Origin of the sequence: Streptomyces sp. NPDC002773, from assembly GCF_040295605.1 — a bacterium.
Classification (GTDB): domain Bacteria; phylum Actinomycetota; class Actinomycetes; order Streptomycetales; family Streptomycetaceae; genus Streptomyces.
In genome coordinates, this window is sequence record NZ_JBEOVO010000008.1 from 145,018 (window position 1) to 157,335 (window position 12,318).

The following is a 12,318-nucleotide window of genomic DNA, read 5'->3' on the forward strand; positions in this document are numbered from 1 at the left end:
ATTCGGTCGGGTCGGGCGCTACCGCAGCATCGCGGCCAGCCGGCGGACGACCTGCTCGTCGAACAGGCCGTTGGCCGCCATCCAGTCGTCGTTGAACACGGTGTCCAGGTACTTGTCGCCGCCGTCGCAGACCAGCACGACGATGGTGGTCCCGGGGCCGGAACTCTGCGCCTGCTCCAGGGCCTTGTAGACCACGCCGCCCGCCGAGCCGCCGATCAGGATGCCGAAGTTCCTGGCCAGGAAGCGGCAGGTCTCGAAGGCTTCCGAGTCACTGGCCTTGACACCCTCGTCGAACAGTTCGTAGTCGACGACGCCGCCGATTTCCGAGCCTTCGGGCGTGCCGGTGCCGGACTGGTGGTAGGGCGCGCCCTTGCCGCCGAAGACGACGGATCCCACCGGCTCGACGCCGATGATCTTCAGGTTGGGGATGCGTTCGCGCAGGACGCGGCCGGTGCCGCAGAGCGAGCCGCCGGTACCGACGGCCCCGTACAGGTAGTCGATGCCGTCGCCGAGGTCGTCGTGGAGTTCGCGGGCGAGGGGCCGGTACCCGTTGGGGTTGCCTTGATTGCGGTGTTGGGCGGTCCAGTACGCGCCCTGTTCGGCCGCGAGCAGCTCGGCCACGGTGTCGCGTTCGGCGGTGGCGAGGCCTTCCTCGTCCCCGGCGACGTTGAGGATGTCGGCGCCGTAGGCGAGCATCCCGCGCAGCTTGTCCGCGCTGGAGTGGTTGTCGACCACGGCGGTGAACTTGTATCCGCGTTCGGCGGCGATGAGCGCCAGGCCGAGTCCGGTGTTGCCGGAGGTGGACTCGACCAGCCACCCGCCGGGGGCGAGCAGCCCCGCCGCCTCCGCCTCGTCCACCATGTTCCTGGCCATGCGGATCTTGGCGGTGCCGGTGGGGTTGAACTGCTCCATCTTCAGCAGGACGGTTGCCGAACCGTCCGCAACTGACAGTTCGAGCAGAGGCGTCCGCCCGATCAGATCGGATATTTTAGATTTGATCATGATGTGTCTTTCGCGCATATCTCCGTCAGACACCGCACGAAGACGTCGTTGTCCTCGGGGGTGGACAGGGAGGCTCGGATGTAGGTCTCGTATCCCGGCTCACGCCACGCCTTGACGATGATTCCGGCGCGGTGCAGCTCCTGGGCGACCCCGTCGGAGCGGCGGCCGGTGTCGATGAAGAGGAAGTTGGTCGAGGACGGGACCACGCGCAGTCCTGCGCCGCGCAGCCGGTCGGTGACCCTGGCGATCTCCGCGGCGGTACGGCGGACCGTGTGCGCCAGATGCGCGTGGTCGCCCAGGGCGGCGATGGCCGCGTCCTGGGCCGGCTGGTTGACGTTGTACGGCGTACGGACCCGGTCCAGGGCCTGGATCAGAGCGGCGTCGGAGGCGATGCCGTACCCCACCCGGACGCCTGCCAGGCCGTACGCCTTGGAGAAGGTGCGCAGCACGATCCACGGCCGGTCCAGGCCGCGCAGAGCCTCCAGCCCGTCGGGGTACTCCGGGTCGCAGCGGGCGAACTCGCCGTACGCCTCGTCGAGCACCAGCAGGGCCGATTCCGGGATGGCGGCCACGACCTGCTGCAGTTGGCCGGCGCTGAGCATCGCGCCGGTGGGGTTGCACGGGTTGGCGAGGAAGACGAGTTTCGGGCCTGCGGCCAGCGCGTCGCGCCAGGCGGCCGTGTCGAACCCGAACTCGGCGGTGACCGGCACTTTTTCGACCCGGGCACCCATGACGCGGGGGAAGGTCTCGTGCAGGCTGAACCCGGGCGCCTGGGTGGTCACCAGGTCGCCGGGATCGAGTACGGCCCGGCACAGCAGTTCCAGGATGTTCTCCGAGCCGTTGCCGAGCACGACATGGTCGGCAGGCACGTCCAGGCTCTTCCCGATGGCCTCGGTCAGCCGTTTGCCGGTGGGGTCGGGGTAGCGGGAGACGCCGTCGGCCAGGCCCCGGCGTACGGCTTCGGCGACCGCGGGAGAGCTGCCGAACGGACTCTCGTTGTTGGAGAGTTTGATCACGCGGCGGCCGCCGCTGAGGGCAGCCACCTCGTCCGGGTCGGCGCCGGGATCGTAGCTGGGCAGGCCCGCCACCTCCCGGCGTATCAAGGAGGACGAAGCGGCTGGTGCGAGGGCGTGGTTCATGACGGCTCCGATCGCGGGACGGGTGCGCTGGACGTCGCCCGGTGGAGCCGGTCGACGCGGCGCAGGAAGGCGACCAGCAGGATGGCGGCGGTGGCCGCGAGGCCGATGGTCTGGCCGGTCCAGACGCCCTCGACGCCCCAGCCGGCGGTCACCCCGAGCAGGTAGCCCGCGGGCAGTCCGATCAGCCAGTACCCGACGAGGGAGATCCGGAAGGGTCCGGCGGTGTCGCCGATGCCGCGCAGGATGCCGTTGCCGATGTTCTGTGTGGCGTCGAAGACCTGCATGAGGGCGGCGATCAGCAGTCCGGTCACGGTCAGCGCGACGATGTCCGCGTTGCCGGCGTGCTCGGCCGAGATGAACAAGGACACGATCGTGTCCGGAATCGCCAGGTACACGAGGGCGACGAGCAGCGTCGCGATCACGCCCCAGGCCGTGCCGAGGAGCCCCATTCGGCGAGCTGTCGCATAGTCGTCGTCGCCGTCGGCCTCGCTGATGTGAATCGACGCGGCGTGCGACAGGCCGGCGGAGATCATGAAGACGATGTAGACGATCTGGTTCAGCACGGTCTGCGCGGCCAGCGCCTCGACGCCCAGGGAACCGATGACCAGGGTGAGCACGCTGAAGAACCCGGCCTCCGACGCGTACGTCCCCGAGATCGGCAGGCCCAGGCGCCAGACGGACCGTACGGCGTCCCCGTTCCAGCGCCGCGCGCCGGGCGAGGTGAGGTAGGGGCGCAGGACGCTGTCGCGGAGGAGTACCGCGACGAACGCCAGGAAGGACAGCAGGAACACGGTGACGGTGGCGATCGCGACGCCGACGAAGCCGAACGCGGGCAGGCCGAACTTGCCGTGGATGAGCACGTAGTTCAGGCCGATGGTCACGCCGACCGAGACCAGCGTGATGGCCAGCAGGGGGCCGGGCCGCTTGAGGCCGGTGGTGAAGTGCCGGAGGTTCTGGAACCACAGGCAGGGCAGCATGCCCGGCGCCAGGACGATCAGGAACTCGCCTGCCTTCTCGACCACCATCGGGTCCTGCCCCAGCAGGACGAGCAGCGGACCGATCAGCAGCAGCGCCGCACAGAACACCACCCCGCACACGGTCGACCAGAAGAATCCCGCGAACAGCAGCGCCCCGACGCGTTCGCGGTCGCCCCGCACCCGCGCCTCGGCCACCAAGTTGCTGACCCCGGTGACCAGGCCTGTGCCGGTGGTACGCAGCTGGTTGAAGAGCGCGATGGCCAGACCGGCGGCGGCGATCTCCACCGCGCCGAGCCTGCCCAGCATCACGATGTCCACGGTGGTCAGCGCGACATAGGCGAAGTTGGTCAGGATCAGCGGGAACGCGAGCTTGAGCAGCGTCCGCGAGTTCCTGACCCACCAGCCGAAACCGCCACCGCCCTGTGCCGTGCCGGTGGTACCGGCCACGCCGGTCGTTTCAGTACTGCTCACCAGAAGTCGACCTTTTCCCCGCGCCCACTCGCCAGCGCGAGATCGGCTATGTACCGGCCCAGCGCGGCGTCCGTGACCGCCATACCGCTGTTGTAGGCGAAGACGACGTCCTCCGGACGGCGGCGGGCGGGTGCCCGGCCGAGCAGGATGTCGGGCAGCTGGGCATCGACCTGTGGCAGGGACCCGTCTTCGCCCCGCAGGTCGTCGCAGGTGGCGAGCATCTGCGCGGTGTCGGTGGCGATCCGGTAGTCGGCGCCGTGGCACACGTCGGCGTGCACGCCGTAACCGAGGAGTACCGCGACCGAGCCCGGCTTCATCCAGTCACGCCGGACCTCCTGTGTGACGGACAGGCCGGCGGCGCCGATCACGATGTCCGCCTCGCCGGCGGCCTCCCTGAGATCCGTGACGATCTCGACCTCGCGGCCCTCGACGCCGTCCTGGACCGCGCGCAGACCCTCTGGGTAGGTGCCGAACACCTGCAGCCGCTCCAGCTTCGGCAAGGCCGCGAGCAGCATTGGCAGTGCCGTCTGCGCCTGGACGCCGGTACCGACGACCAGGGCGCTTCGTGCCTCGGGGCAGGCCGCGCGGGCGAACAGCGCGGTGGTGGCCGAGGACCGAAGCGGTCCGAGCTTCACCACGTCCATCAGTGCGATGGGGGCACCGGTGGTGTCGTCGACGAGGAAGACGAACGAGTGGAACCGGTAGCCGTCGCGGGTGCGGCGCGGGTCGAACTCGTAGACGGCCTTGAAGCAGACGGTGCCGCTGCCGCCGTCCCTGGCCACCATCGAATAGCTCAGCGAGCGGTGGCTGGGATCGTCGATGATCGTCTTGACCGGGTTGTCCGAGCCGCCTTCACGCAGCGCGCGGTACGCCTGCTCGACGACCTCGATCACCTGGCGACGGTCGAGGGCGAGTCCTTCCTGCTGGGACTGCGGCAACAGCCACAACTGCCCGGGTGGGGCACAACTCTGCGACATGCGAGGCTTCTCCTTCATTGGGGGTCGCATCGGATTGGTTCGAGGCCGCATCAGATTCCGTCCAGGCGCCAGCGCGGCGGGGCCCCGCCCTCGCCGAGCCGGATCACGGCCTTCATCGGCAGTGCGGCCTCATGGAACGGTGATTCGTTGGAGTCCATCTGGTAGCCGGCGGTGTTGAGGTAGACCAGGTGGTCGCCGCGGCGTACGGGTCGCGGGAAGCCGATCTTCCGCCAGGTGACCAGGTCGCTCTCCAGACAGGTCGAACCCGCGACACAGGCCGGGAACGACTCATCCGCGGCCGGCTGGGCGGACATCAGCAGCGGGTCGGGCAGGTAGTCGCTGTTGAACCACTGCTCGGAGAGGCTGAAGCTGCTGCCCGCGACGGTGACGACGGCGTACCCGTCGGTGTCCCGCCGGTCGTCGACCTGCTGCACCCGGTACACGGTGAATCCGGCCTGGTCCAACAGGGCCCGGCCGGGCTCGACCACGAAGCGGACGCCGTTGCGTTCCGCCTTCGCCGCCAGGCTTTCGTCCCCGTCGACCGGGTGCGTCATGATCGCGCGCACGGCCTGGGCCGCGGTCTGCCCCCCGTACGGATAGAAGTCCTGGAAGTGCTTGGCCGCGTGGTAGTGGGCCGGCCTGTTCTGCTCAAGGAACTCGTCCCAGAGCCGCGGCTCGACATAGCGAACCGGCAACCCGCCGCCGATGTTCACCAGTTCCGCGGAGAGCAAGCCGCGCCGCCGGGCGTCGAGACAGTGCTCGATCATCTCGTTCGCCGCGGTCGCGCGTTCCGCTGTGGAGTAGCCGTTCAGGTGGAACGAGAATCCCCGGAGGCTGATGCGGTCGGCGAGTTCCGCACACAGACCGACAGCGGCCTCTCGTTCAGCGGCGGAAAGCCCGAAGCGACTCGCCGGCTGTCCGACCGTCCGGGACCTCAGCAGCACACTCGCCTGCCGTTGCGCGAGCCGCGCGGTCGCGGCAAGCCTGCGGAGTTCACTGATCGAGTCGACGGCGACCAGACAGCCGTGCTGCACGGCGAGGGCGTGCAGCGTGTCGTCCTTCTCCGGGCCGGAGATCCCGATCCGGTGTCCAGGAACCCCGCCGGCCAGGGCCTTGACCAGTTCGGGAGCGCTGGCCACGTCGATCCCGACACCGAGGGAAGCGGCCGACGTGACGAAACAGTCGGCTTTGTTCGCTTTCTTGGCGAAAAGGATGTCGGCAGTGGCACCCGCCTCGGCGAACGCCTGGCGGAGTCCGACGACGTTCTCCTCGAAGATCCCGGGCAGCACGATGTGCAGCGGTGACCCGAGGCCGTCCAGAAGGTCGGCGAGCAGGACGCGGTGGTCCGCCAGGAGCGTGGAGACCGTGGGATGCCGGAGTGCGGTGAGCGCGAAGGGCCGGACTCCGACCATCGGGCGCTCCAGCACTTGTTGTGAGATGAGCACCCCGTACTTCTATACGATTATGACACTCATTTTCAATACTGGCTCGTGGAAGACGCCTGGCCGGCGAGGTCCAAAAGGTACATAAACGCCACGAATCAGATACAGGGTCAGCGAATCCGTCGAGCTGCGACGCGAGCAGTCGAAGTAGGCGCGGCGGAGGCGGACGCCAGCACCCCACCCCTGCGGTGGACCGTCGCCCAGCGCGGGGCAACCACCCTGGTCCTTGAGCACCGGACTCCCTAGGCTGAATCGTCTCCTAGAACCCTGGAAGGCCCTGGCCAGTCGCTGTGATGCGGTCGTACGTGGATAGGCTGGGCGGGCTCCGGAGGACCGGGGCCAGATCATGTGTGGGGTGGGGAATGCCGAAGCACCGGTTGTCCAAGAAGGGCCGCTACATCGCCATGGCGACGACTGGTGTCGTCGTCGTGGCAGGCGCCGGGATCGCGGCGCAGACCTCGATGGCCGCCCCTGCGTGGCCGGCACAGAAGACCTACACCGGCCGGGCGTTCGACGCCTGCACGGCACCCTCGCTCACCGCGATGAAGGCATGGAAGAAGGACGCCTACTACGGCGGCGTCGCGGTCTACGTCGGTGGCAGGAACCGCGGCTGCGCCCAGCCCAACCTGACCAAGTCCTGGGTGAAGTCGGTCGACACGCTCGGCTGGCGGGTCATCCCCCTCTACGTCGGCGCCCAGCCGCCCTGCCAGAAGAGCCGCAACAAGGAGAGGTTCACCGCCACCACCGCCGCATCGGTCGGGGCGAGCAACGCCAACGACGCGATCGCCAAGGCCTCGGCACTCGGCATGAAGGCCGGCAGCCCGATCTACCTCAACATGGAGTCGTACGACATCGCCGACAAGGCATGCAACGACGCCACCCTCACCTACGTGCGGTCCTTCACCAAGACCCTGCGCGCCAAGACCTACCGCGCCGGCCTCTACGGCTTCAGCACCTCCAGCGCCAAGGCCATCGCCACCGCCAAGGACCGCACGAACCTGCCGGGCAACCTCTGGTACGCCCTGTGGAACGGCCAGGAGACCACCACCAAGGACTGGCCCTGGGACCCCAAGCTGTACACCGACCACAGCCGCGGCCACCAGTACAAGGCCAACAGCAAGGAAACCCGCGGCGGCCACACCATCACCGTCGACCGCAACGCCTGGGACGCCCCGGTCGCCATCATCGGCTGACCAGCGCCGGCGCCGGCGGCTCCCGAGTGTCCTGACCCCGTCCTTCCCGCCCCGATCTGCGTGGTGGTCTCACACAAGGCCGGTAGCGGCCCGTCCAGTTGGCGTTCGGCTGGTGTCAGAGGGCTGGCACCGGCCGGCTGAGCCTCTGTGCTGCCCGACGAGTCAGTCGGGCAGCACCTTCGACGGCAAGGGCTCGCCGGTGGCGGAGATCGACCGGTACAGCCTGTCGAGGTAGGTGCGCAGCCGTTGTGCCATGTCGACGGAGTCCGGGGCCAGGGCCCATTGGAGCTGGTGTCCGTCCATGACGGCGAGGAGTTCCTGGGCTGTCGCCGTGCAGTCGGTGTCCGGGAGGAGCTCGCCCGTGCCGACCGCGCCGCGGAGAGTACCGGCCAGCCGCGTGACGATCGTGTCGTAGCGGCGCGTGAAGAAGGCGTGTGCGGGGTGCCCGGGTTCGGAGGACTCGCCGAGCAGGACGTTGAACATCCGAGTGCGGCCCGGGCGGCGGCTGTTGTACGTGACGAGGTCGATCAGGCGCTGGAAGCAGTCCGCCGCGGAGTCGAACTCCGCGGCGAAGAAATGCTCGACGTCGTGTTCCTCGCTGCGCTCGAGTACCGAGACGAGCAGGTCCTCCTTGCTGCGGAAATGGTGCAGCAGACCACCCTGCGTGACGCCGACCTCCTTCGCGATACGGGCCAGGGAGGAGGCGTGGAAGCCCCACCGTGCGAAGTGCTCGACGGCGGCGTCGAGAATGCGCCGCCTCCGCTCGTCGCCGACGGCATAGGGGCCGCGCGTCCTGGGTCCGTTCCGGGGAGGCCGGTCGTTGGTCCGATCCATGCGGATCACCGTAGTCCGGCGGTCGGACCACCCGCACCCAAGTGACGTGGGTCACTTGCTGAAAACCTACTAGCCACTCGGGTTTCGTGGTTCTCTGTGCTCGCCCACACGATGTCAACGCACTCACCTGCCCCCAGTTGACACGTGTCATCCCCGCCAACGCCTCTCCCGTAGGGGGTGTCGCGCGGGGGCCGTCGGCGCATCCGTCACCCCCTCTGCTTGCCCCGCCCCGCATGAGCCGCCCCTGAGGAGGCTGGACATGAGCACTTCCAGACCCGCAACCCACGACACTTCCGCGGCAGAACCGCCGGATCCGGCCGGCGAGGCCCCGGCCCGGGGGCCCGCCGAGCGGCTGGGCCCGCTGCTGGGCCTCCTCGCCGTCGGCAACACCGCCATGTTCATGATCTACATGGGTGTCGGCCAGGTGCTGCTGCCCGTACAGGTCGAAGCGCTGAACCCGGCGGACAAGGTCGCCAACCTCGGCCTGGTCTCCGGCGTCGCCGCCGTGTTCGCGACCCTCTTCAACCCGCTGGCCGGGCTGCTGTCCGACCGCTCCGGGCGGCGCAATCCCTGGATACTCGGCGGCGGACTCGCCGCGCTGGGAGCCCTCGCCCTCCTCGGCGCGGTGCGCAGCATCCTGCTGGTCACCGTCGGCTGGTGTCTGGTGCAGGCGACGATGAACGTCTACCAGGCCGCCATCACCGCCATCGTTCCCGACCGGGTGCCGATGGAACGCCGTGGCCTGGCTTCCGCCATGGTCGGCATCGGAACCCCGGTCGGCACGATCATCGGCGTCACGGTCGCGTCGGCGTTCGTGAAGGACGTCGGAACGGGTTACCTCGTGCTCGGCGCGGTGATCGCCGTCGTGGCCGTGCTGTTCACCGCCCTGGTACGGGAAAGGAAGGTGCCCGTCGCTCCGACGGAGTCCCTGGGGCGCCAGCTCGCCGCGTTCGGCTCCGCCATGAGGGAGGGCGACTTCCGGTGGGCCTTCATCGGCAGGTTCCTGCTGATGCTCGGCTATTTCGCCGTCGTGCTCTATCAGTTGTACATCCTCCAGGACCACGTCGACCTGCCCGAGGGGCTCTCCCCGGCCGGGGCGGTGGCGATCCTCGCCCCGATCGGCGCGGTCTGCACGCTGCTGTCCACCGTGGTCGGCGGTGTGCTCTCGGACCGCGTGGGCCGCCGCAAGCCGTTCATCGCGGTCTCCTGCGCCTTCACCGCGATCGGCATGATGATCCCGGTCCTCAGCCCCACCTGGCCCGGGATGCTCGCCTTCGGCATCCTGACCGGTCTGTCCTTCGGATGCTTCATGGCGGTGGACACCGCTCTGGTCACCCTCGTCCTGCCCAGCGCGGACGATGCCGCCCGGGACATGGGCGTGCTGAACATCGCCAACGCGGGTCCCCAGATCATCGCCCCCTTCATGGCCTCGGTGGTCGTCGCCTCATTCGGCGGCTACACCGCGCTCTTCGTCACCGGCGCAGTGATCACGGTCCTGGGCGCCCTGTCCGTCCTCCCGATCCGCAGCGTGCGCTGAAGCACCGCCCCCTCACCCACCAGGAGAAATCCGATGCCTGCCCTCGCCGCCCGCGATGACGGCCACCCCTACCAGGACTCCTCCCTCGCCGTCGACGAGCGCGTCGCCGACCTCCTCGCCCGGATGACCCTGGAGGAGAAGGCCGGGCTGCTCTTCCACACCATGCTCCCGCTGCACCCCGACGGCCGGCCCGTCGAGGCCGGCGACGAGGCGTTCGTCCCCGCGGACACCACCGGCGCGATCCACTCGAAGCTGATGAGCCACTTCAACCTGTTCGGCACGGCAGGGCCCCGGCAGATGGCGCAGTGGCACAACACCGTCCAGGAACTCGCCGCCGGCACCCGTCTCGGCATCCCCGTGACCGTCTCCACCGACCCCCGCCACTCCTTCACCACCAACATCGGCGCCTCGATGAACGCCGGAGCGTTCTCCGCATGGCCGGAGCCGACCGGTCTCGCCGCCGTCCGCGACCCCGAACTCGTCCACCGTTTCGCCGACATCGCCCGCCGTGAATACCTCGCGGTCGGCCTGCGCGTCGCCCTGCACCCGCAGATCGACCTCGCGACCGAGCCCCGCTGGTCACGCCAGTCGGCCACGTTCGGCGCCGACGCCGTCCTGACGAGCGAGCTGGTCCAGGCGTACATCCTCGGCTTCCAGGGGGAGACGCTCGGCGCCGGCAGTGTGGCCACCATGGTCAAGCACTTCCCCGGCGGCGGCCCCCAGAAGGACGGCGAGGACCCGCACTTCCCGCACGGCAAGGAGCAGATCTACCCCGGCGGCATGCGCGAGTACCACCTGGCTCCCTTCAAGGCCGCCATCGCCGCCGGAGCCTCGCAGATCATGCCGTACTACGGACAGCCCATCGGCACCGACTGGGAAGAGGTCGGCTTCGGCTTCAACCACGGCGTCGTCACCGGTCTGCTGCGCGAGCGGCTGGGGTTCGACGGCATCGTCTGCACCGACTGGGGCCTGCTCACCGACCACGAGATCTTCGGCGAGGTGCACGAGGCCCGCGCCTGGGGCGTCGAGCACCTCACGGTCGCCGAGCGCGCGGCGAAGGCCATCGACGCGGGCGCCGACCAGTTCGGCGGCGAGGCGTGCCCCGAGATCGTGGTGGAACTGGTCCGCTCCGGCCGGATCGGCGAGGAACGGCTCGACGTCTCGGTGCGCCGCCTGCTGCGCGAAAAATTCGTCCTGGGCCTCTTCGACAACCCCTACGTCGACCCCCACCTGGCCGAGGAGATCGTCGGGGCCGGTGAGTTCCGCAGCGCCGGCAAGGCCGCCCAGCGCCGCTCCCTGACCGTCCTGGTGAACCGTGACCGAACCCTGCCGGTGACCTCGCCACGCCCGAAGCTGTACGTGGAGGGCGTCGACGCCCGCACCGCATCGCGCTACGGGGACGTGGTCGGCGACGCGGCCGAGGCGGACCTGGCCGTACTGCGGCTGCACACGCCGTACGAGCCGCGGGACAACCGCTTCGAGGCGCTGTTCCACTCCGGACGACTGGACTTCACCGAGGAGGAACTCACGCCGATCCTGCGGCTGCTCGACACCGTGCCGACCCTCGTGTTCCTCAACCTCGAACGGCCCGCCGTCGTCCCCGAGATCGCCGAACGCGCCGCCGCGCTCATCGCCGACTACGGCGCGAGCGACGCGGCCCTGCTGGACGTGGTCTTCGGCCGCGCCCGCGCCGAGGGACGGCTGCCGTTCGAGATGCCCCGCTCGATGGCCGCGGTCGAGAGCTCCCGCCCGGACGTGCCGCACGACACCGCCGATCCGCTCTTCCCGTACGGCGCCGGCCTGGACGTCTGACCGACCGACCCGTCCACCCGACCACCAGTCAGGGCGGCGTCGCCCTGACTGGTGGTCAACGGCGAGGACATTGACGGAAGGCTCCTGAACCGCCCGGCTGTCACACATGGAGATCTCCAGGTGTGAGAGCGGGACGGGGGCCGCTGGCCCCCGTCCGCTCCGGCTCGCGGCCGGCCCCTGGCCTCTGCCTGTCGCTGCCAAGGGCATATCGCCATCCGGGCCTTCCGGCTCCCTCCGCCCCCGAACGTCAGCGGAGGGCGCCGGCGTCCTTCACCTTCAGTGGTTCACACAGACGTTGCCGAACGTCGGGTTCAACAGTCCGATGACCGACACCGTGTTGCCGCACGCGTTGATAGGGACGTGCACCGGCACCTGAATCACGTTGCCCGATCCGACACCCGGCGAGTACGCCGCCACTCCCCCGGACCAGCTGTCCGCCGAAGCCGCCGACGCGCCACCGACCACCGCCGCTCCCGCCGCCACGGCCAGGCCGACGCTCATCCATCCACGAGACATCGCACAACTCCTCGTTCTCTTCCACCCACCGACGCGACGAGCGCCGCACGGACCCCGACGAGGTCCGTGCTCCTGATTCGGCCGTGGTGGCGGCCCGGCTTGGGCGAGGGGATCGCATTCACTCGAAGGGAGCAGCAGCTCGGCGCACGAGCCGTGGTCAGCCGCCCTCGCACCACCGCGCTCAGTGGGCCGCCGCGCCCGATTCGGCGTGCCGCCCGAGCACCTCGTAGAGCGACTCGCCTTCGGTCATGACGGGCGGCAGCAAGTTCTTGCGTGCTTCCTCCTTCGCCTCCTGGAGGAGGCGAAGAAACTCTTCGTCGGTCATCTCACTCACCGCATTCGATGTCTGTCACATGTCATTCGTCGCGAACGTCCTCGTGGATGGGCCTGTCAGGCGATGCGACGCGCCGGAGGGTCC

General features: G+C 69.3%; 11 protein-coding genes. 3 read left to right on the forward strand and 8 right to left on the reverse strand.

Annotated elements, in window-relative coordinates; genetic code table 11:
- Positions 1 to 18 precede the first annotated feature (18 nt).
- Genes ABT034_RS13450 through ABT034_RS13470 form a run of 5 tightly spaced genes read right to left on the reverse strand, consistent with a single transcriptional unit; the run spans position 19 to position 5,978 of the window.
- Positions 19 to 1,002: a PLP-dependent cysteine synthase family protein gene (locus ABT034_RS13450; protein ID WP_351214495.1), complete on the reverse strand. Its 984-nt coding sequence runs from the start codon at positions 1,000 to 1,002 to the stop codon at positions 19 to 21.
- Complete coding sequence (gene hisC, locus ABT034_RS13455) at positions 999 to 2,141, reverse strand: histidinol-phosphate transaminase (RefSeq protein WP_351214497.1); 1,143 nt, start codon at positions 2,139 to 2,141, stop codon at positions 999 to 1,001. The genes ABT034_RS13450 and hisC overlap by 4 nt, the downstream gene beginning before the upstream one ends.
- The gene (locus tag ABT034_RS13460) at positions 2,138 to 3,589 is read right to left on the reverse strand and encodes an MATE family efflux transporter (RefSeq protein WP_351214499.1); all 1,452 of its coding nucleotides are present in this window, start codon (positions 3,587 to 3,589) and stop codon (positions 2,138 to 2,140) included. The genes hisC and ABT034_RS13460 overlap by 4 nt, the downstream gene beginning before the upstream one ends.
- On the reverse strand, positions 3,586 to 4,566 hold the full coding sequence (locus ABT034_RS13465) for an ornithine cyclodeaminase (RefSeq protein ID WP_351214501.1): 981 nt from the start codon (positions 4,564 to 4,566) through the stop codon (positions 3,586 to 3,588). Before ABT034_RS13465 ends, ABT034_RS13460 begins: the two co-directional genes overlap by 4 nt.
- Before the next feature lie 50 nt (positions 4,567 to 4,616).
- On the reverse strand, positions 4,617 to 5,978 hold the full coding sequence (locus tag ABT034_RS13470; RefSeq protein ID WP_351214503.1) for an alanine racemase: 1,362 nt from the start codon (positions 5,976 to 5,978) through the stop codon (positions 4,617 to 4,619).
- 392 nt (positions 5,979 to 6,370) lie between these two features.
- On the opposite strand from ABT034_RS13470, the gene ABT034_RS13475 reads away from it, so the two are divergent.
- Positions 6,371 to 7,201 (forward strand): glycoside hydrolase domain-containing protein, encoded by an 831-nt coding sequence (locus ABT034_RS13475; RefSeq protein WP_351214505.1) that lies wholly within the window; start codon positions 6,371 to 6,373, stop codon positions 7,199 to 7,201.
- A gap of 162 nt (positions 7,202 to 7,363) precedes the next feature.
- Here the strand turns inward: ABT034_RS13475 and ABT034_RS13480 are convergent, their stop codons facing one another.
- The gene (locus ABT034_RS13480) at positions 7,364 to 8,035 is read right to left on the reverse strand and encodes a TetR/AcrR family transcriptional regulator (RefSeq protein WP_351214507.1); all 672 of its coding nucleotides are present in this window, start codon (positions 8,033 to 8,035) and stop codon (positions 7,364 to 7,366) included.
- Between the two features lie 259 nt (positions 8,036 to 8,294).
- Here ABT034_RS13480 and ABT034_RS13485 point away from each other — a divergent pair, with 259 nt between their 5' ends.
- On the forward strand, positions 8,295 to 9,572 hold the full coding sequence (locus tag ABT034_RS13485; RefSeq protein WP_351214509.1) for an MFS transporter: 1,278 nt from the start codon (positions 8,295 to 8,297) through the stop codon (positions 9,570 to 9,572).
- 33 nt (positions 9,573 to 9,605) lie between these two features.
- Positions 9,606 to 11,384, forward strand: a complete 1,779-nt coding sequence (locus ABT034_RS13490; RefSeq protein ID WP_351214511.1) for a glycoside hydrolase family 3 protein — start codon at positions 9,606 to 9,608, stop codon at positions 11,382 to 11,384.
- Positions 11,385 to 11,660: 276 nt separating this feature from the next.
- Here the strand turns inward: ABT034_RS13490 and ABT034_RS13495 are convergent, their stop codons facing one another.
- Together ABT034_RS13495 and ABT034_RS13500 are read right to left on the reverse strand one after the other, a co-directional pair.
- Entirely contained in the window at positions 11,661 to 11,900 is a 240-nt protein-coding gene (locus ABT034_RS13495) for a chaplin (protein WP_502972906.1), read from the reverse strand.
- 181 nt (positions 11,901 to 12,081) lie between these two features.
- Entirely contained in the window at positions 12,082 to 12,225 is a 144-nt protein-coding gene (locus ABT034_RS13500) for a hypothetical protein (RefSeq protein ID WP_351214515.1), read from the reverse strand.
- Positions 12,226 to 12,318: the final 93 nt, after the last annotated feature.

What these genes read in the sequence shown, in the direction of transcription:
- ABT034_RS13450 (WP_351214495.1), bottom strand. Translation starts at nt 1,002, where the DNA reads ATGATCAAATCTAAAATATCCGATCTGATCGGGCGGACGCCTCTGCTC.
- hisC (WP_351214497.1), bottom strand. Translation starts at nt 2,141, where the DNA reads ATGAACCACGCCCTCGCACCAGCCGCTTCGTCCTCCTTGATACGCCGG.
- ABT034_RS13465 (WP_351214501.1), bottom strand. Translation starts at nt 4,566, where the DNA reads ATGTCGCAGAGTTGTGCCCCACCCGGGCAGTTGTGGCTGTTGCCGCAG.
- ABT034_RS13470 (WP_351214503.1), bottom strand. Translation starts at nt 5,978, where the DNA reads ATGGTCGGAGTCCGGCCCTTCGCGCTCACCGCACTCCGGCATCCCACG.
- ABT034_RS13475 (WP_351214505.1), top strand. Translation starts at nt 6,371, where the DNA reads ATGCCGAAGCACCGGTTGTCCAAGAAGGGCCGCTACATCGCCATGGCG.
- ABT034_RS13480 (WP_351214507.1), bottom strand. Translation starts at nt 8,035, where the DNA reads ATGGATCGGACCAACGACCGGCCTCCCCGGAACGGACCCAGGACGCGC.
- ABT034_RS13485 (WP_351214509.1), top strand. Translation starts at nt 8,295, where the DNA reads ATGAGCACTTCCAGACCCGCAACCCACGACACTTCCGCGGCAGAACCG.
- ABT034_RS13490 (WP_351214511.1), top strand. Translation starts at nt 9,606, where the DNA reads ATGCCTGCCCTCGCCGCCCGCGATGACGGCCACCCCTACCAGGACTCC.
- ABT034_RS13495 (WP_502972906.1), bottom strand. Translation starts at nt 11,900, where the DNA reads ATGTCTCGTGGATGGATGAGCGTCGGCCTGGCCGTGGCGGCGGGAGCG.
- ABT034_RS13500 (WP_351214515.1), bottom strand. Translation starts at nt 12,225, where the DNA reads ATGACCGACGAAGAGTTTCTTCGCCTCCTCCAGGAGGCGAAGGAGGAA.